Source organism: Paenibacillus rhizophilus, assembly GCF_003854965.1.
Lineage (GTDB): Bacteria > Bacillota > Bacilli > Paenibacillales > Paenibacillaceae > Paenibacillus_AQ > Paenibacillus_AQ rhizophilus.
In genome coordinates this window covers 72,448-92,054 of sequence record NZ_RQPI01000013.1, presented here as the reverse complement: position 1 = coordinate 92,054, position 19,607 = coordinate 72,448, and the positions used below count along the sequence as shown (strand labels likewise).

Here is a 19,607-nt window from a genome sequence, read left to right as displayed (position 1 = left end):
TTTTAAGGACCGCCGCTGCGTGAGCAGGGCGGTTCTTACATGACTAAGAGTTCTCCGGACTCCAGAAATACGAAGGGATGCCACCTAAAGGAAGGCGTTGCAGCCGCAGCAACCGTTAATCAACGCTGATCTGTCGCCGCCTGTTTCATGCGGGAGAAGATGGCCGAAGGCAAGTTGACTTTCGTTGTCTTCATGAGATATTATATGCATGAACATGCATTTTGCATAATAAGGAGAGATTCCATTGACCGATTTATTTACTCCGTACAAACTTAAAGGACTGGAACTCAAGAACCGGATTGTTCTGCCTCCGATGTGCCAGTATTCGGTAACGAATAAAGATGGGATTGCCAATGAGTGGCATCATACCCATTATGTCAGCCGGGCCGTTGGCGGGACGGGATTGATTATTATTGAAATGACCGATGTGGAGCCGGACGGCCGGATTACGGATTATGATCTCGGACTGTGGTCCGATGAACAAATTCCGGCTCTTGCCCGAATTGTAGAAGACTGCCACCGGTATGGCGCGAAGGTCGGCATTCAGATCGCGCACGCCGGCCGCAAGGCTGAAGACGCGCCGGTTCCCGTCTCATCGTCGCCGGTTCCGTTCAACACGGAGTCGAAGACGCCGCGCGAGCTGACGACCGGTGAAGTGAAAGAAATGGTGGAGAAGTTCCGGCTGGCGGCGCGCCGCGCGGTGCAGGCGGGATTTGACACCATTGAGCTGCATGGCGCTCACGGGTATTTGATCCACCAGTTCACCTCACCGCTTACCAACCGGAGAAGTGACGAGTACGGGAAGGATCTGACGAAGTTCGGCTGTGAAGTGATCGCTGCGGTCAAGGGCGAAATGCCGGAAGACATGCCGCTCATTCTGCGTATTTCCGCCCAGGAGTACGTTGAAGGTGGTTATGGCATCGAGGATAGCCTGGAATTCAGCAAGGCGTTTAAAGAAGCCGGCGTAGACATGTTCCATATCAGCGCCGGAGGCGAAGGCCCGATCACTGCGGCCGGCCGCCCGGGTACGCATGCCGCTTACCAGGTGCCGCTTGCAAGGGCAATCAAAGAGGGACTGAACGTTCCGGTCATCGCGGTTGGCCGTCTGGACGATTCTGTGCTTGCCAATGCTGTCATCGGCAACGATTCAGCCGATCTTGTTGCTGTGGGACGCGGCATGCTGAAGAACCCTTACTGGCCGCTGACGGCGGCTGTCGAGCTGCGTAAAGAGACGGCGATCCCAAGACAGTATGAGCGCGGATTCGTTATCTGATGCGTTCGGCCCCGCAAGCCGTTCGTGGCAAGCAGTCCGCATAGCTAAAACCCCGTTTCAAGATTATCTCTTGAAACGGGGTTTTTGTGTAAATCGAACAGCCTAATTTGAAAAATAGTCGGCGATGCCGTTCGCGATGGCCTTCGCCGCTTTTTTCTGGTACGACGTCTTGCGGACGATGGATTCATCCGTCGGGCTGGTCAGAAAGCCCAGTTCGACCAGGGCAGCCGGCGTTTCGTTTTCCCTCAGGATGTGGTAATCGCCGAAGGATAAACCGTTGCTTTTCAGGCCGACGCCTCGGCCCAGCCGCTGCTCGATGGCGCGGGCCAGCTTCAGGTCATCGGACTCCGAATAAAAGAACGTCAGCGTGCCCGATATTTTTTTCGGGGACGAATTGTAATGCACGCTGATAAAAGCGTCCGCCGAGACCTCCGGGGCAAGCCGTGCCCGGCTGGACAGCGTAGGCCGCTGAGCGTCGCGGGTCCGCGTCATAGTCACCCGCGCGCCCGCCGCTGTCAGGTAATCCCGTAAGTACAGCGCCGTCTGCAGATTCAGGTCCTTTTCCATCGTGCCGTAGGTTGTGCCAATCATTCCCGGATCGGTTCCGCCATGGCCTGGATCGACGACAATCCGCTTCCCGCGCAGACCGGCTGACGCAGGTCTGCTGCCGGTACTGCCGCCGCTCGTCTGACTTACGCCGACAGCAAAGGATGCCGATGATCCGGCGGTAACATACGGCTCCGCGACCCAGCCGGCGGCTCCGCTTGCGGTCCGTATGTTCAGCCAGCCGGACCGGCGGGAGAGAACCGTAACGATATCGCGGGCCTTAAGCGATCCGACGGCATCATAGCCGGTTCCGGGGCCGCTGCGGATGCGCAGCGAGTCTGCCGTAACCGTCGCCGTAGAACGGCCGCCGGCCGTATGCACGTTCGCCGCGGTGCGGGATATTGGGTCCGAAGCCGCTGCGCCGCCGGCCTTCTTAAGGTAATATCCCGCGACCCAGCCGGTCATATTTCCGGCTGAAATCTTGGCCCAGCCATGCTGCTCCTCGGTCACGGTTACGATCGATCCGCCTTTGACCGATCCCTTGACCGCCGCTGCGCTCGCCGGCTCGCTGCGCACCTTAAGAGAGGTGGCGTATACCTTAGCGGTGTAGCCGTCCGCCCGGACCGTGAACGAGGTCAGTGCAAGGCTGAGGACGGTTATGGACACGCCGGCGGCCAGCCAGGCCAGCCGCTTGAGCGCCGCGAACCCGCTGCGCCTTTCCGAGTGCCTGCCCTTATCCCGCTTGACCGGGTCAGGCCCGGGAATTCTATGTATGTGCTTATTCATATTTAGGCCTCGCTTTATGATGAAATTCCTGTTGATCCTTCACCCTTTACCCGTTCCGGGGCAAAAGAAAACCCGTAGTGTGCCAAATTGATGCCTGCGTCTTAAAGAAGCGGGCCTTAAGGATCAGCGAAATCCTGCAGCCGAAACTCTTTCTTTTTTCATTTAGCTCGGCTAACGGGATGATCTTCCGCATGAACGAACGAAGATCAAGAAGTGCCGTTCTTGCGGGCGATCTCCCGGCGGACGATGGGGGCTACTTCCGCCGCAAGCAGCTCGATGGCCGAGGCGACTTTAGAGAAAGGCATGCCGCCAACATCCATTTGGGCCATGAAGCGGGTATGACCGAACAGCTCATGCTGGTACAGAATCTTCTCGATGATCTGCTGCGGACTTCCTACGGCCAGTGCTTCGCCCGGTCGGGTGTACGCCTCGAAATCTTCGCGTGTGAACCGGAACTCATTTCCCGCCTGGGCCATGAAGCCGTTCAGATAGTTCAGATAATAAGGGTAAAAATCGTCAAGCGCCTGCTTGGAGGTCTTGGCGATATATCCGTGGCTGGTTACGGCTACCTTGAGGGACTTTGGCGAATGGCCGGCTTCGGCTCCCGCCTGACGGTAAAGGTCGGCCAAGTGGCGGAACCGCTCCGGACTGCCGGAAAGGATGGCGATCGCCATGCCGGCTCCAAGTCTTCCGGCTCTTTCCGCGCTAGCAGGAGTGCCGCCGACGCCGACCCAGAGGGGAAGCTTCTGCTGCAGGGGACGGGGCGAAATTTCGGCGTCCTTCAGCGGCGGGCGGAAGGCGCCCTGCCAGTTCACGATCTCCTGGTCGCCGAGCTGCTCCAGGAGAGCGAGGTTCTCGGCGAACAGCTGCTGGTAGTCGTTCAGGTCATAACCGAATAGAGGGAAGGATTCCGTAAACGCGCCGCGTCCGGCCATAATTTCCGCGCGACCATCCGACAGAAGGTCCAAAGTGGCGAAATCCTCGAACAGCCGCACGGGATCGAGAGTGCCGAGCACCATGGTTGTGCTGGACAGCTTGATCCGGCTCGTTACCTGGGAAATCGCGGCAAGCACGACGGGGACCGAGGAGACGGCAAAATCCAGCCGGTGATGCTCTCCTACGCCGAATACGTCGAGTCCGGCCTCGTCCGCCAGCTTAGCTGCGGCAACAATATCCTGAAGCCGGCGGTACTGGCTTACGGCTTGTCCCGATATGGGATCGGCAACAATATCTCCGAGCGTATATACCCCGAATTCAAAGCTGCCGCCGGGCAGCGTCGGTTCATGGTTTGGATTGGTCATGAAAAAGGCTCCTTTTAACGGTCTGTGGACATGAATAGTTTTGATTATTATACCAGTTTCCGTGCGAAACGCCTCAAGTTTCTTGCCCGCTGCAAATAAATCGTGATAAGTTTAGGAGGTTAAATAAGCGGAAAAAAACGCCGGGAATACAATACGGCGAAATGATAGGAGCAGGAACAGATGGCTTATAAAATTGTGTTTTTCGATATCGACGGAACGCTGGTCAACGAGGAGAAGGAAATTCCGGCGGATACGCTGGAGGCCGTTTCCATGTTAAAGGAAAATGGCGTGGAGCCGGTAATTGCCACGGGTCGCGCGCCTTATTTTATCAAGCCTTTGGCGGAAGCGCTGGGCATCGAATCCTATGTATGCTTGAACGGGGCCTATGCCGTGTACAAAGGCAAGACGCTGCACAAGCAGCCCCTGGACAAGGGAACGATTGAAGCGCTGATCGCACTGGCGGCCCGGCACAAGCATTCCTTGGTGTTCCAGGGCGAACATACCTATTTCGCGGACAGCGAGGACCATCCTTATGTAACCGAATCCGTGAATACGCTTAAGGTGGACCATCCGGGCTTTGACCCGGGCTTTTGGAAAAGCAACGATATTTACCAGATGTTCCTCCATTGTGAGAGCCATGAGGAAGCCTTGTATGAAGAACTGCTGTCCCGGCTTCGGCTGATCCGCTGGCATCCGCTCGCAATGGATGTGCTCCCGCCGGGAAGCTCCAAAGCCAAGGGCATGGAAGCCATGCTGAACAGGCTGGGTATAAGCCGCGAGGAGTCGGTAGCATTCGGCGACGGCTTGAACGATAAGGAGATGCTGGAGTCGGCCGGTTTGGGCATCGCCATGGGGAACGCGCATGAAGAACTCATTCCCTATGCGGATTTCGTAACTGATCATGTGGACGAAGGCGGCATATATAACGGATTGGTCAAAGCGGGTTTGATTTAGCCGGCCGATACATAAACGAGGGAGGGTTTGCAATGAAGCTGCTTCAGTTCATGAAGGACGGACAGGCAAGACTTGGCGTGAAGACTGCAAATGGAGTCATGGACGTGGAATTAACGGCCCGCAGCAGCGGGCTGGAGGTTCCTTTTTTTATGGAGGAAGTCATTAAGGACAGCACTGTGGCAATCCCACTGCTTCAAGAACTTGTTCGCGGTAATTCGCAGTGGCTGAAGGAAGAGGATATCGTGTATGCGCCTTGTGTTACGCGTCCTCAAAAAATCATTTGTGTCGGATTGAACTACAGAAGCCATGCGGAGGAGTCTGGGCTTGAAACGCCCTCTGTTCCGGTGCTGTTCAGTAAATTTAACAATAGTCTGGCTGCTCACCGGGAGACGGTTGCCCTGCCGGGCGGCACGTCGCAGTTTGATTACGAAGCGGAGCTTGTGCTGATCATCGGAAAGCGGACATCCCGGGTGACGAAGGAGGAGGCTCTTTCCAGCGTGTTCGGCTATACGGTCGGCAATGATCTGTCTGCGAGAGATTTGCAGTTCCGCACAAGCCAGTGGCTGCTCGGCAAATCGCTGGATGGTTTTGCTCCGGTTGGCCCCTACGTGGTTACCTCTGATGAAGTAGATCCCGGCAGCCTGAACATCGAGTGCCGGGTGAACGGGGAACTGCGCCAGTCGGCGAACACGCGGGACATGATCTTCGGCTGCGCGGAGCTGGTCAGCTATATTTCGAGATACATGACGCTTGAACCCGGAGATTTGATCTTTACCGGCACGCCGGAGGGCGTGATTCTCGGCAAGCCGGAGGGAGAGCGGACGTGGCTGCGGTCTGGTGACGAACTGGCGGTTACAATCGAAGGACTGGGCACGTTGGAGAACCGGCTTGAGTAATTTTGAGTAACGGTAATCGGAGGAATGGTAGCGTTGCGGCATTATCGGTGCCCCGGACGCGGATATTCATGCTCCATTTGCGGAGGCGACGGATTCGCAGCCGGGAGTGGTTCTCTTATGTGCTACTAACGGAGTGAAGCTTTAATGGCGTTAAAATTTTACGGTCTGAATGCGGGCGGCTTGAGACTCGGGCCTGCCGCATGAAGAAAGGATGGAGACAATGGAGAATGGACACTCGGGCAGCCTGCCGGAGCGTGTGCTGAAATGGATTGCCGGTTTGGGGAGCCAGCCCGTTCACGTCCGGGAAATCCGGCGTCTTCCTGGCAGCACGTCTTCCGCCTTATATCAGGTCAGACTAGAAGAAGGCGCGAATTCGCAGGATGCGGTAATTCGTCTGTACGACAATGAGCAATGGCTAAAACAAGAACCTGATTTGGCTGCCCATGAGTCGGAAGCGCTTATCCGGTCCGGCTTGGGGCGGGTGTCTTCACCGAAGCTTCTGGGTGTCGATAATGACGGCAGAGCTTGCGGGCTGCCGGCCGTGCTCATGACGATGCTGCCCGGAGATGTGATTCTGAAGCCGCGGGATATGCACAGCTGGCTGAAGGGACTTGCGGAAGCGTTGGCGGAGGTGCATGCCGTTCCGGCCGGGGATTTTCCCTGGACTCATTTCTCGTATACCGATATCGACGCTCTGGAGCCGCCCGCCTGGACGTCGCGGAGGGACAGTTGGGGAGAAGCGGTGGGCTTCGTCAAAAATAGCCGGCCGCAGTACGAGCCGCGGTTTATTCACCGCGATTACCATCCGGCCAACGTGCTGTGGCTGGGAGACGCCGTCAGCGGGATCGTCGACTGGCCGAACGCATGCCGGGGGCCGGCGGGAGCCGATGTGGGCCATTGCCGGCTGAATTTGGCTCAGCTGTACGGCGTGGAGGCGGCAGAAGCTTTTTTGCAGGCTTATATTGATCATGCGGGCGCCTCATTCACTTATCATCCTTACTGGGATTTGCTGTCCCTGTTCGACGGATTGTGCGATGGCCCTCCGCAGGTGTATGGGGGTTGGGCGGCTTTCGGGATGACCGGTTTGACCGACCGGATCGTGACGGAGCGGATTGAACGTTATCAAGCTAGCCTGATGAAGCGATTGGGTGGACAACAGGAATGAGAAGGAAGTATGGAGGATATGCGAATCCGGGGTGTAAATAATCTTATTGACAAACTTTACCGGACGCACTTAATATATGTATTAATCCTATAAGCTTAGTTGGAAAAGTTGACCGGATCACCGGAGGCTCTGTAGACACGGCGCTGTACTCTTGGGTACTGCTGCTGTAATCTTCAGAGCCTTTATTTGTTTGATCCATGTCCGAAGTGAGACTGCTGCCCTTGAGTGTGAATTATATCACAATGAAATGAGGTTGAGGCAATGACAAAATATCTGTTTACATCGGAGTCCGTAACGGAAGGGCATCCGGATAAAATTTGCGACCAAATCTCGGACGCCATATTGGACTCGATCCTGGAGCAGGACCCCGACGGAAGAGTGGCCTGCGAGGTTGCGGTAACTACGGGTCTCGTCCTGATTGCCGGAGAAATCTCGACCTCGGCGAACGTTAATATTCCCGCGATCGCCAGAGAGACGATCGTGCAGATCGGCTATGACAATTCCGCTCTCGGCTTCGACGGCAACACCTGCGGCATTCTCAGTTCGCTTGACGAACAATCGGCCGATATCGCCCAAGGCGTGGACAACGCGCTGGAAACCAGGCAGATCGAGAACGCCGAAGAGAACGGCGGCGAAATCGGAGCGGGCGACCAGGGATTGATGTTCGGCTATGCGACGGATGAAACGCCGGACCTGTTCCCGCTTCCCATTTCCCTTGCCCATCGCCTGGCGAGAAGACTGACAGAAGCCAGAAAGAGCGGATTGCTGCCTTATCTGCGGCCGGACGGCAAGACGCAGGTAACGGTGGAATATGACGGGGACCGAGCCGTCCGGGTGGATACCATCGTCGTTTCGACGCAGCATGCCCCGGAAATCGGACTGGATCAAATCTGGAAGGATATTGTTCAGCATGTGGTGGAGCCGACGGTTCCGGAAAATCTGCTGGACGAGAATACCAAATATTATATTAACCCGACGGGACGGTTCGTCGTGGGCGGGCCGAACGGCGACGCCGGACTGACCGGCAGAAAGATCATCGTTGATACTTACGGTGGTTACGCCCGCCATGGCGGTGGCGCGTTCAGCGGAAAGGACCCGACGAAGGTGGACAGAAGCGCCGCTTACGCCGCCCGCTATGTAGCCAAGAACATCGTCGCGGCCGGGTTGGCTCGCAGAGCCGAAATCCAGCTGGCCTACGCGATCGGAGTGGCTAGCCCGGTTTCCGTAACAGTGAACAGCTTCGGCACCGGAATCATACCCGACGACCGGATCTCGGAAATTGTGAAGGCGAACTTTGACCTGAGACCGGGGGCCATTATCAAGGCGCTTGATCTCAAACGGCCGATCTACAGACAGACGGCGGCGTACGGACATTTTGGAAGAAGCGATCTGAATTTGCCGTGGGAGCGCACGGATAAAGCGGAGGCTTTGAAAGCCGCAGCCGCAGAATTGGCGGTTGGAGCGGCCGAATCGTCTTCCGCTAAATAATTACTGAGCTAAAGCCGGAGTAACAACCGGCAGACCAAGAGGATATGCAGATAGGAGGAAATAAAGAATGGCAAAAACAGCTAAGCATATTGCAATCTACGGCAAGGGCGGCATTGGAAAATCGACAACCACATCCAATATCAGCGCTGCTCTCGCGGAAGCGGGCTACCGGGTGATCCAGATCGGATGTGATCCCAAGAGCGATTCCACCAACACACTTAGGGGCGGCGACTATTTGCCGACGGTAATTGACAGCCTGAGAGACAGCGCCAATGTGAAACTGCAGGATGTGTCTGCGGTTGGCTTTAAGGGCGTGCTCTGCATCGAAGCGGGCGGCCCTGTGCCGGGCGTCGGCTGCGCGGGACGCGGCATCAACGCAGCCGTCGGCCTGCTGCAGGAGCTGAATGTCTTCGAAGAATACGAAGCCGATTACGTGCTGTATGATGTCTTGGGAGACGTGGTGTGCGGCGGCTTCGCCGTACCGATCCGCGACGGAATTACCGACAGAGCTTATGTGGTCAGCTCCTCGGACTTCATGGCGATCTACGCGGCCAACAATCTGTTCAAGGCGATCGGCAAATACGCGCCATCCGGAGGAGCGAAGCTTGGCGGCGTCATCGGAAACAGTATTTTGCCCGGGTATCCCGAGTCGCTGATTGCGGATTTCGCGAGCCGAACGGGTACGGCCGTAGCCGGTTTCGTCCCCCGTTCGCCGGTAGTCGCCCAGAGCGAACTGTACGGCAAAACAGTGATTGAAGCCAGCCCCGGCTCGGAACAGGCCGATGTGTACCGGAAGTTGGCCGCGCATGTTGCAAACAATGAGAACTTAACCATTCCGAATCCGCTGAATGTTACTGATCTTCGCGATTGGGCCAGAAGTTGGGGAGATGCCATCAACCAGGAGGCGGCTTCCTTCTCCGCCGCTGCGCGCTAAGGAGACGAACCATGAACGAAATCAGACAAAGGCTTCCCCGGACGAGGGAAAAGCGAAAGGGAGCGCTGACCGCTTTCTACGGCGACAGCGCTTCTTTAGCGGATGAACTGGAGAAGGAAGAGCCGAGACAAAGAATCCGCACCTATTCGGAAACAGGCGACGACGAAGTGATTGGTGCGATTCGGCTTCTGGGCCGTATTCACGGCAGTGTCACCATTATTCACGGTCCGCCGGGCTGCGGAGCAATCAAGCTTGAAGATGAGCTCAGGGCGGGAGGCAGTCCCTGGCTGATCACGAATATTGAAGAGAACGACTCGATCCTGGGCGCCGACGACAAGCTTAGGGAAGCGGTGGATCGGGCGTACCGGACATGGCGTCCCGAGATTATTTTTATCCTCGCAACGTCTGTCGTCGCCATTAACAATGACGATATCCAGTCCGCTGCGACGGAGAAAGAAGATCAGTTCGACATTCCGGTAATACCGGTATTTGCCGCAGGCTTCCGCTCCAAAACGGCTGTGTACGGTTATGATCTGGTATTTCATGCGTTGGCCAAATACGTATTGAAAGAAGATCCCGATGCGCTCCCCCTCCCGGCCGTTAACGTGATCGGCACAGCCGGAACGAGAACGAACCACATTGTCAAAGATTTGAATGGAGCCGGGATTTCGTATAACAACGTAGTCGGGGGCTTAACGATTGCTGCGTTACAGCAATCGCTGAACGCCTTGGCCTCCATTGCCATTGATAAGGATGATTCCCGTTACCTGCTGGATTGGCTGGAAGAGGCGCACGGCGTCGTTCACTTACAGGAGACGGCGCCGATCGGCCTTGCCGGAACGGAGCGGTGGCTGCTTGCCGCCGCTGGAGCCGGCGGCTCCACCGAACAGGCGCAGGCTTATATCGAAGAGAAACAGGCTGCGGCGGCGATAGGCCTTAAGCAGCAGCGTCTGGATGGCGTCTCCGTCTTTATCGACCTTCCTCCGGAGCAAGCGTTCGGAATAGCGGAATTCGTGGAAGAGCTGGGGGGAGAAGTGGCGGCTTTAAGTTTGACCCACGCCGACAGTTCGCATGTCTCCAGACTCAGGGAATGGGCCGGCCGGAGTAATCCGCAGGTACTCATCCAGCCGGGGCAGCCTTTCGAGAAGATCAACGCGCTGGGGAAATTAAAACCCGGACTGTATATCGGGCTTGGAGAAGCGGCCGTGTGGGCGGCCAGAGCGGGGATCGCGGCTGCGGCTGTCGATTCCGTGGATGTGTACGGTTTCGGTGGCGTTCAAGAACTTGCCCCGCTTTTTGCCAAAGCGCTGCGCAACCCGTCGCTTAGCCGCTATTTAAGCCCCGGAAGCACCTCTTACCGGGCGGGCTGGCTGAGCAAAAGCGTCAACTGGCATATCAAGCAGGAGGTGAAATAGGATGGGAACGACGACGGCGGGAAACCGGAACAGCTGTATGCTGCATGGAGCGGTCCAGACGATCAAGTCGATTGAAGGCGCTGTGCCGATCATCCATTCCACCTTGGGCTGCGGCGTACAGCAGTATGCCGGAGTCAGCAGCCTTAGCGGAGGCGGAGGTTCCGGCTACACGGGCGGCCTCGGCCTCCCGTCAACCAATTTTCTGGAAAGACAGGTTGTGTTCGGGGGAAGCTCAAGGCTCAGGGAGCAGCTTAAAAATACAGTGAAAATTAAGGAAGGCGACTTCTATGTGGTGCTGACCGGGTGTACGCCCGAGCTTGTCGGGGACGATGTGCCGGCGATGACCAAGGAACTGCAGGAGCAGCAGTTTAAAGCGATACACATCAGTACCCCCGGCTTTAAAGGAAGCGTCCACAACGGCTATACGGCCGCGGTGACCGGGATACTGCGTCAATTCGATAAGCTGGCCGTGCCCGCCGGCGGGAAGAACAGCCGTCTTGTGAATCTGTTCGGCATCATTCCGGAGCAGGATGTGTACTGGCGCGGAAATCTGAAGGGTCTCAAGGACAGCCTGGAGGGTATCGGAGCGGACGTGAATGTGCTGTTTGGGCCGGATGCGGATAAGGGAGAATGGACAACCCTTTTTAATGCGGCTTTGAATGTCTCTTTCTCCTCGCACAGCCTTCCGATCTGTGAGTGGCTGGAAAGAAACGCCGGTATCCCCTATGTTCACTTCGAAGGGTATCCGGTGGGCGCCCGGCAGACAGGAGAATGGCTGCGCTGCATCGGGAAACAGCTGGATCTGGAGCAGGAAAAGGTTGAGGCATGGATCGGTCTCAAAGAACAAAAAGAGCGGTATTATATTGTGCAGTTTCTGGACGCTTACTACAAGTACGGCTTTCAGAAAAAATTCGCCCTGGTCGGCGACAGCGCAGCCGTGCTCGGTACGGCCCGCTTCCTGACCGATCCGCTCGGCCTGCTGCCTTCCCTGATTGTCCTCACCGACGACATTCCGCAGCCGGCCCGCAGCGCTATTGTCCGTCAATGGAATGAACGGCAGCCGGGATCGGAAGCCAGAATTGTATTTGAGAGTGACGCCAAGGCCATTGAGGAACTGGTGATATCGGAGGATATTGAGCTGCTGCTCGGAAGCTCGATTGAGCGACGCGCGGCTGAGCGCAAAGGGATTCCGTTCATTCCCGTATCTTTTCCGGTTGCGGACCGAATCGTGCTGACGAAAGGGTACGCCGGCTTTGACGGCGCGTTCACGCTGCTGGAGGATTTGGGGAGCGGCATTTTGAGTGTGGATTCAGCGCATTTACTATATCAAACGGGTGCGGGGAGTGAGAAGAATGAGCAGGGAGCAAATCAAAAGCCGGCTTTATCAGGAATTGAAAATTAAAAATGAAGTGAATATCGAGGGAGTAGCGGCCGATCCGGCCATATTCCGGCATCTTGATTTGGGAGGAGAGGTTCAGGAGCAGGTTCATTTATGCTTTGAAATGGACCACGAGACCCACGAGGGCTTCGACCTGCCCACCGGCTACACCACGCCCGGAGGTCTGCGGGTCGCCTTCCACTGGGACAGCAGATCGGACTTCCGGATTGTATATGACGGCGGCGAGTACGTGCTGACGCACAAAGGCAAAGAGCTCTTTCCCGTATCGTTCGACAAGCGGCCCAAATATTATGCGCTAAGCGCTTCCGACGGCACGCCATTCTCGCGGATTGCCGGGTACGCTTCCGGGTATACGGGGGGAGGAACGGTTTCCATCGCCTACAGCAATGAATGCTCGCTGAAAGAAAAGGGGCAGGATTGCCTGTTCTGCAATATTAACGCGACCAAGGATACGTACTCGGAAATTCAGGGCATCAAATGGAAAAATCCAAAGCAGATCGGGGAGGCGGTAGCCGCCGCTTACCGGCTCGACGGGGTGACGCATACGAACCTAACCGGAGGATTTGTGCCTGAGCGGCGGGAGGTCGACTATTACATCGACGTCGCCGAGGCGATTCAGGAGAGCACCGGACTCCGGGATTTCAACGGCACCGCGGTTATTGGAGCGCCGCTGGATCTGGACATTATCGACCGCTACAAGGAAGCGGGCTTCCGGACTCTGGCGATGAACCTGGAGATGTGGGACCCGAACTTTTACGCTGCGATTCTTCCGGGCAAGGTGGCGGAATGCGGCGGCCGGGAGCACTGGATCAAAGCGATCGAGTACGCGGCCAAGGTGTTCGGCAAAGGCAAGGTGAGATCGGGCTTTGTCGCGGGTATCGAACCGAAGAAGGCGACGCTTGAGGGTGTGGAGTACTTCGCTTCCATCGGCGTGCTGTCCCTGACCGGGGCCTGGACGCCGAATCCGGGATCGGCGCTGGAAGGCCACCGGACGCCGCATGCGGAATGGCATTTGGACATGGCTTATAAATGCCATGAGATCTTTAAGAAGTACGGGTTCTCTTACAAGGACTACTTCGATATTGCGCCAAGCCCGAATTTCCTGATTCACGATTTGTTTGCGATCGATGAGGAGATTGTTCCCGCATTCGGCGAGGTTGCCGGAGAGAATGCGAAAGAGAGCGATCGGATAGCATAGCGGTTAACTGCTGAACGAAAAGGACTGCCTGATCGAAATCGGGCGGTCTTTTTCCAAATATCAGAAAGTATAAGCTTCGCGTTTATCCTTAATCTGATATTTCTACGAGAAACATCACCGTCCCTAAAAGGACGGTGAAGCTGTTTCTTCTTGCAACAGAGGAAGCCGCCGCTGCGAATTTTATTTTTTCGTTGACAGCCTTGCAAATCGGTGATATTTTAATAATCACAATTCACATAAAAATACTATGAATTAAATCACAGTATACCGACTGTTCAGACAGAGGTGTTGCGTTGCAAGACGCGATACCTCTGTTTTTTTGTGCAAGATGGATAAGTTGCGGCTTGAATGTAAAGGAGGAACGGGTATGGGCGAAACGCTGCTGGACATTTCCAATCTGAACAAGTCTTTCGAAACCGCGGGCGGTCCGGTGCAGGCGCTGCACAATGTCGAGCTCCATGTGGAGGAAGGGGAATTCATAACGGTGATCGGCCCGAGCGGCTGCGGCAAAAGCACGCTGCTGCGCATCGTCGCCGGTCTGGACGGCGGATACAGCGGGACGGTCACGCTGGAAGGGGCGAAGATCAACGGCCCGGGCATTGACAAGGGGTTTATTTTTCAGGAGCATCGCCTTTTTCCCTGGCTGACCGTGGAGAAGAATATCGCTTCCGATCTGTCGCTGCGCGATCCCGGAGTCCGGAAGAAAGTGGATGAACTGATCGAGCTGGTGAAGCTGAAGGGATTCGAGAAGTCCTATCCCCGCGAACTGTCCGGCGGCATGGCCCAGCGGGTGGCAATTGCCCGGGCTCTCTTGCGAAATCCGAAAATTCTGCTGCTCGACGAGCCGTTCGGCGCTCTGGATGCTTTTACCCGGGCGCATATGCAGACGGTGCTGCTGGATATATGGCGGACCAACCGGACAACGATGATCTTTGTAACCCATGATATCGACGAGGCGGTCTTTCTGGGCAACCGGGTGGTCATTCTTGAGCCGCGGCCGGGGAAAATCCGGAAAATCGTCGGCATTGATCTTCCGTATCCCCGCAAAAAAGCGACCGCTTCTTTTCAGGAACTGCGGCTGAAGGTGCTCAGCGAGTTCGAAAAGGTGGAAGAGCTGGAGTTGACCGACGGAGCGGGCATTTAGCTTGTCTTATATCCGATTTAATTGATTGGAATTATATATTTTATTCGAAAGAAGGAGGGGATGATTCATGAGCAACCGTGCCGCCGCTATCCGAACCGCAGGCAAGCCCGGAAAAGGGGCTCAAGTCCTGCTTGGTCTGCTGCTGCCGGTAACCGTTCTGGCGCTTTGGCAAGCGCTGGGGCATTACGGATTGATTTCGGATCTGCTGTTTCCGACGCCGTATACGATAGCGGCCTCTTTTGCTTCGCTTGCGGTTTCGGGGGATTTATGGAGCAATCTTCGAATCAGCGCCGTTCGGGTTCTGCTCGGTTTTGCGCTCGGCGGGGGTCTCGGGCTGGTCTTCGGGATTCTGGTCGGACTGTTCAAACGCTCAGAGAAGCTGCTTGATCCTTCACTGCAGATGATCCGGATGATTCCAAGCCTCGCGGTAGTCCCGCTGTTCATCCTCTGGTTCGGCATCGGGGAGGAGTCGAAGGTGCTGCTGATTGCCAAAGCCGCATTCTTCCCCCTCTATATTAATACTTTCATGGGGATTCGCAGTGTGGACAATAAGCTGTTCGAGGTGTCCAGGGTGCTCGGCTTCAGCAGACCGAAGCAGATACTTAAACTCGTGCTTCCGGGGGCGGTGCCGAATATTATGCTCGGCGCCCGCCTGTCGCTCGGACTGTCCTGGCTCGGTCTGGTCGTTGCGGAGCTGATCGCTTCCACCTCGGGCATTGGCTATATGATGTCCGATGCCCGCCAGTTTGCCGATACGCCGGTTGTGTTCGTCGGCATTCTCATCTTCGCGGTCTGCGGTCTGCTGAGCGACACGGCGATGCGTCTGATAGAGCACCGGCTGCTCCGCTGGAAAGAAAGCTGCAAAGGATAGAAAGGAGAGAACACAATGAGTGAAGGAGCCAAAGTTATTGTCCAGCCGGGAACGGCCGTACGGGAAGGAAGCGGCAAGCTCAAAGCGGTGCCCGGAAAAGCGTCGGCCTCCCGGCGGCCGATTTCATGGAAGCCGTATCTGTCCGACCTTGGCGCGGGCGCGATTATTCCGGTATTAACGGTTGCGTTGTGGCAGACCGCCGGAAGCGCCGGCTGGGCATCGCCCGAATTTCTGCCTACGCCGCTGGCCATCGCCCGCTCTTTTGTCGACCTGGCGGTATCGGGAGGACTTGCGCATCATCTCGGGGTCAGTCTTGGGCGGGCATTCCTCGGCTTTCTGATCGGAGGAGCGGTCGGCCTGCTGCTGGGCATCCTGACGGGGCTGTTCCGCAGGGCGGAATATTTGCTTGACCCGAGCGTTCAGGTGCTGCGTCTCGTTCCACATCTGGCGATTGCTCCGCTGATCATCCTTTGGTTCGGCTTCGGGGAAGTGTCCAAAGTGGCCATTATTATCAGCGGCTCTTTTTTTCCACTCTACATCAATACCTTTGTAGGTATCCGGCATGTCGACGACAAGCTGCTGGAGGTTGGAAGAGTGCTTAGCTTCAGCCCGTACCAGCGGTTGCGACGGCTTGTCCTGCCGGCGGCGCTGCCGAATATTCTGCTGGGCCTGCGCTTGTCGCTCGCGGTGGCCTGGATCAGTCTGGTCGTTGCGGAACTGATCGGTTCGCAGTCGGGCGTCGGCTTCCTTATTAATGAAGCAAAGCAAAATTCCAATACGGAAATTATCTTTGTCGGGATTCTCATTTTCGCCTTCGTCGGCAAGCTGATCGATTCGATTTTCCGGGTGCTGGAGCACCGATTATTGTTCTGGCGGGACAGCTACCGGGGGTAAATTTCAATCCACAACCAAGATTTCGGAGGAGGCTAAAGCAATGAATGAAACGGTAAAAAGGGGTTCACTGGAGTTGAAAGCGGATGTGCTCGTGATTGGGGGAGGTCCGGCGGGTACATGGGCTGCTCTGACCGCCTCGGCCAAGGGGGCCAAGGTCGTTCTGGCCGACAAAGGCTACTGCGGCTCCAGCGGCGCAACCGCCCCGTCCGGAACGGGCGTCTGGTATGTAGAGCCCGATAAGGAGCTTCGCGAGAAAGCGAAGGCAAGCCGTTTCATTCTGGGCGGCAGTCTGGCGGAGCACAGCTGGATGGACCGGGTGCTTAACCGGACGTATGAGAATATGAACCGGATCGGCATGTCAGGGTACCCGTTCCCGGTGGACGAAGTCGGCAATCCTCACCGCCGCAGTCTGCAGGGGCCGGAGTATATGAGGCTGATGCGCAAGCTGGTGAAAAAGGCGGGCGTCACAATCCTGGACCACAGCCCGGCGCTGGAACTGCTGGCCGACGAACACGGCGTAGCCGGCGCAACCGGCGTGCAGACGCAGAGCGGTGAAGCCTGGAGTGTCATAGCCGGAGCGGTTGTGATCGCAACCGGCGGCTGCGCGTTCTTGAGCAAGGCGCTGGGCTGCAATGTGCTGACCGGCGACGGGCTTCTGCTTGCCGCCGAGGCGGGCGCGGCGATGTCGGGGATGGAGTTCTCCAATGCCTATGCCATATGCCCGACTTTCTCCTCCGTGACCAAGACGGCGTATTACAGCTATGCAAGCTTCTATTACGAGGACGGAAGCGTTGTGGAAGGCGCGGGTTCCAAGAAAGGACGTTCCTTCATTGCCCGGAATCTCCTAGAGGGGCGGAAGGTATTTGCCCGGCTGGATCAGGCGCCCGAGGATTTGCAGCCTCTCCTGCGGGTGGCGCAGACGAATTTCTTCCTGCCCTTCGACCGGCTCGGCATCAATCCGTTCAAGGACGCCTTTCCTGTAACGCTTCGGCTGGAAGGCACGGTCCGCGGCACCGGGGGCATCCGGATTACAGACGAGGCTTGCGGAACGGGCGTGCCTGGGCTGTATGCGGCCGGGGATGCCGCGACCCGCGAGCTGATCTGCGGCGGCTTCACCGGCGGCGGCAGCCACAATGCCGCCTGGGCCATGTCCTCCGGCTCCTTCGCCGGAGAGGGAGCCGCCAGCTATGCGCTGAGCCTTGGACGGCATGCCGCGGGACGCGCGCCGGCCGGACTTTCATCCTCGACCCTTACGCACCGGAAAGCACAGCCGGGAGCAGCCTCCCGAGCGTTGGAATATACCGCTGCCGTGCAGGCGGAGGTAACGCCTTACGACATCAACTTGTTCCGTACCGGGGAACGCCTTGAGGCTTCCCTCGGACGGCTGGACCGGTTGTGGAAAGAGCAGCGCGGTCAGGAAGTACAGCTTTCTGCCGAAGGCGTAAAGCTCCGGGAAACGGCTGCCATGACGGCGACGGCGCGCTGGATGTACTCCTCGGCGCTCGCCCGGACGGAAACTAGGGGCATGCATAAACGAGAGGACCACAAGGCGATCGATGAGAACCAGCACTACCGGCTCATCAGCGGCGGATTGGATGAGGTCTGGGTGAAGCCGGAAGAATCGGCAAAGGAGAGTGTACAGTAATGATTGAAGTCATCAGCGCGGACCGTTGCATCGGCTGCAATCAATGCGTGTCCGTCTGCCCGACCAATGTGTTTGACCGGTCGGGCGGCAAGGTTCCTGTGATTGCAAGGCAAAGCGATTGCCAGACCTGCTTCATGTGCGAGCTGTACTGCCCCGTGGACGCTCTGTATGTGGCGCCGGATTCAGAAGCTGCGACAGGCATTACGGAAACGGAGCTCAAGGAACGGGGGCTGCTCGGCGGGTACCGGGAGAAGGTTGGCTGGGGAAAGGGGCGGAAGCCTGTGGCCAGCCACGGTTTTATGGTTCAGTTATCACGCCGGGCGGGATTCTAGCAGCCTGACGTCATTATAGCAAATACCTATTTTGAGGGGAGAAACAAAGATGGCAAAGGGTTATAGAGAGATTCAAGGGGGCGCGGCACGGGGCTTGCGCTTTGTGCTTATCGCAAGTGTGGTCATGGTTATGCTGGTCATTTCCGCTTGCGGAAGCAGCGGGAATTCCGGCAGCAAGGCCGCGGAAGGAACGGATACGGCGGAGGCGGCTAGCAGTGGAAATGCCGCAAAGAGCAGCGTTCCGGCGGTGCTGAATTACGGCTTCATCGGGGCCAACAAGCTGAATCTGCCGAGCGGGGCGGAAGGCTGGGGCTTCTATAAGGGCATTATTCAGGAGGAACTCAAGAAACACGGAATTACGGAAGTGAAGCTGACCAGCTTCCCGAACGGACCGGACCAGACGGAATCGCTGATCAGCGGCCGGCTCGATTTCGGTACGCTTGGCGATACGCCTGCAATTATCGCTTATGCTGGCGGGGCCAAGACCCGCCTTATCGGCCAAGGATCGGCCCATACAGTCGGTTACATCATTGCCAAAAAGGACGGCCCGAAGACGGTTAAGGATCTGCAGGGCAAGACCATTGCGACGCAGAAGGGATCTTTTATGCACCGTTACCTTGTGGGACTGCTCAAGAAAGAAGGGGTCACGGACTACAAGCTTGTGCATATGCTCATTCCGGACGCTACCGCCGCCCTGGCACGCGGAGATATCGATGCTACGACCAACACCGGCGTTCAGGCGATCAAGCAAATCGGCGCCGGTTATCCGCTTCTGGACGATTCCTCCAAGCACCCCGAGCTTCTCGGCTCCAGTGTGACTGTTGTTTCGGAAGATTATCTGGCGAAATTCCCGGACTTCCCGAAGGTCTGGAACGAGGCGCGCGAGAAAGCGCTGGCTGACCTGAAGCAGCATGAGGACGAATATTACAAGTTCCTTGCCGAGATCGGGGAGACTACGCCGGATATCGTCAAGCAGGTAAGCCCGCTCGAAGACTTGAAGGATAGCGCTTTTTCGGATGACGGACTTGCGCTGCTTGAAGGCACGAAGGACTTTCTTGTGGAAGAAAAGCTGGCCAAAAAAGATTTCCAAATCAGCGATTGGCAGCTAAAATAGCGGCTTAAAGATGTGGAATGTTATGTGCAGCCGAAAGCGCGGAATATTCCATTCGGAACAGGATAGAATAGAAAGACAGGCCGGGAAAGTCCGGCCTGTCTTTCTGTATAAGCTGAACTATCTTCGTATTTTAGTCGAACGGGAGAGACATTAAGAAGCATTAACGAAGCCCTGAAAACCAGGTGTATTTTTCTATATACGAAGCGGCCAGAAGATATTATACTTAGTTAGCATACCGTTTTTTCAGCAGAC

Annotated in this window: 17 protein-coding genes; 15 read left to right on the top strand and 2 right to left on the bottom strand. The window is 56.7% G+C overall.

All coding sequences use genetic code 11. From position 1 onward, the window contains the following. Nucleotides 1-244: 244 nt before the first annotated feature. The gene (locus tag EH198_RS18925; protein ID WP_124697089.1) at nucleotides 245-1,273 is read left to right on the top strand and encodes an NADH:flavin oxidoreductase/NADH oxidase; all 1,029 of its coding nucleotides are present in this window, start codon (nucleotides 245-247) and stop codon (nucleotides 1,271-1,273) included. Nucleotides 1,274-1,375: 102 nt separating this feature from the next. Here EH198_RS18925 and EH198_RS18920 read toward each other — a convergent pair whose 3' ends face one another. Both EH198_RS18920 and EH198_RS18915 read right to left on the bottom strand, forming a co-directional pair. After that, nucleotides 1,376-2,605: an N-acetylmuramoyl-L-alanine amidase family protein gene (locus tag EH198_RS18920; RefSeq protein WP_124697088.1), complete on the bottom strand. Its 1,230-nt coding sequence runs from the start codon at nucleotides 2,603-2,605 to the stop codon at nucleotides 1,376-1,378. Nucleotides 2,606-2,811: 206 nt separating this feature from the next. Next, entirely contained in the window at nucleotides 2,812-3,906 is a 1,095-nt protein-coding gene (locus EH198_RS18915; protein WP_124697087.1) for an LLM class flavin-dependent oxidoreductase, read from the bottom strand. Between the two features lie 180 nt (nucleotides 3,907-4,086). On the opposite strand from EH198_RS18915, the gene EH198_RS18910 reads away from it, so the two are divergent. The 14 genes from EH198_RS18910 to EH198_RS18845 all read left to right on the top strand — a co-directional run bounded on the left by EH198_RS18910 (nucleotide 4,087) and on the right by EH198_RS18845 (nucleotide 19,355). Next, nucleotides 4,087-4,860 (top strand): Cof-type HAD-IIB family hydrolase, encoded by a 774-nt coding sequence (locus EH198_RS18910; protein WP_124697086.1) that lies wholly within the window; start codon nucleotides 4,087-4,089, stop codon nucleotides 4,858-4,860. Nucleotides 4,861-4,892: 32 nt separating this feature from the next. Continuing rightward, nucleotides 4,893-5,756 carry a fumarylacetoacetate hydrolase family protein gene (locus EH198_RS18905; RefSeq protein ID WP_124697085.1) on the top strand — a complete coding sequence of 288 codons (864 nt, stop codon included), beginning with the start codon at nucleotides 4,893-4,895 and terminating at the stop codon, nucleotides 5,754-5,756. Between the two features lie 220 nt (nucleotides 5,757-5,976). Continuing rightward, on the top strand, nucleotides 5,977-6,921 hold the full coding sequence (locus EH198_RS18900; RefSeq protein WP_124697084.1) for a phosphotransferase family protein: 945 nt from the start codon (nucleotides 5,977-5,979) through the stop codon (nucleotides 6,919-6,921). A gap of 261 nt (nucleotides 6,922-7,182) precedes the next feature. Continuing rightward, nucleotides 7,183-8,409: a methionine adenosyltransferase gene (gene metK / locus EH198_RS18895; RefSeq protein ID WP_124697083.1), complete on the top strand. Its 1,227-nt coding sequence runs from the start codon at nucleotides 7,183-7,185 to the stop codon at nucleotides 8,407-8,409. A 67-nt stretch (nucleotides 8,410-8,476) separates the two neighbouring features. Beyond that, complete coding sequence (locus EH198_RS18890) at nucleotides 8,477-9,343, top strand: nucleotide-binding protein (RefSeq protein ID WP_124697082.1); 867 nt, start codon at nucleotides 8,477-8,479, stop codon at nucleotides 9,341-9,343. An 11-nt stretch (nucleotides 9,344-9,354) separates the two neighbouring features. Then, nucleotides 9,355-10,758 (top strand): nitrogenase component 1, encoded by a 1,404-nt coding sequence (locus EH198_RS18885; RefSeq protein ID WP_124697081.1) that lies wholly within the window; start codon nucleotides 9,355-9,357, stop codon nucleotides 10,756-10,758. Between the two features lies 1 nt (nucleotide 10,759). Continuing rightward, nucleotides 10,760-12,160 carry a nitrogenase component 1 gene (locus EH198_RS18880; protein ID WP_124697080.1) on the top strand — a complete coding sequence of 467 codons (1,401 nt, stop codon included), beginning with the start codon at nucleotides 10,760-10,762 and terminating at the stop codon, nucleotides 12,158-12,160. Next, entirely contained in the window at nucleotides 12,150-13,355 is a 1,206-nt protein-coding gene (locus EH198_RS18875) for a radical SAM protein (protein WP_221621541.1), read from the top strand. Before EH198_RS18880 ends, EH198_RS18875 begins: the two co-directional genes overlap by 11 nt. A 367-nt stretch (nucleotides 13,356-13,722) precedes the next feature. Next, a complete protein-coding gene (locus EH198_RS18870; protein WP_124697078.1) occupies nucleotides 13,723-14,499 on the top strand; it encodes an ABC transporter ATP-binding protein in 777 nt (258 codons plus the stop codon). Nucleotides 14,500-14,566: 67 nt separating this feature from the next. Continuing rightward, the gene (locus tag EH198_RS18865; protein WP_124697077.1) at nucleotides 14,567-15,370 is read left to right on the top strand and encodes an ABC transporter permease; all 804 of its coding nucleotides are present in this window, start codon (nucleotides 14,567-14,569) and stop codon (nucleotides 15,368-15,370) included. 15 nt (nucleotides 15,371-15,385) lie between these two features. Next, nucleotides 15,386-16,264, top strand: a complete 879-nt coding sequence (locus EH198_RS18860; RefSeq protein ID WP_124697076.1) for an ABC transporter permease — start codon at nucleotides 15,386-15,388, stop codon at nucleotides 16,262-16,264. Between the two features lie 40 nt (nucleotides 16,265-16,304). Beyond that, nucleotides 16,305-17,909 (top strand): FAD-dependent oxidoreductase, encoded by a 1,605-nt coding sequence (locus EH198_RS18855; protein ID WP_124697075.1) that lies wholly within the window; start codon nucleotides 16,305-16,307, stop codon nucleotides 17,907-17,909. Then, nucleotides 17,909-18,241, top strand: coding sequence for a 4Fe-4S dicluster domain-containing protein (locus EH198_RS18850; RefSeq protein ID WP_124697074.1), 333 nt, complete (start codon nucleotides 17,909-17,911; stop codon nucleotides 18,239-18,241). The genes EH198_RS18855 and EH198_RS18850 overlap by 1 nt, the downstream gene beginning before the upstream one ends. Before the next feature lie 49 nt (nucleotides 18,242-18,290). Beyond that, nucleotides 18,291-19,355: an ABC transporter substrate-binding protein gene (locus EH198_RS18845; protein WP_124697073.1), complete on the top strand. Its 1,065-nt coding sequence runs from the start codon at nucleotides 18,291-18,293 to the stop codon at nucleotides 19,353-19,355. The last annotated feature ends 252 nt before the right edge of the window (nucleotides 19,356-19,607 follow it).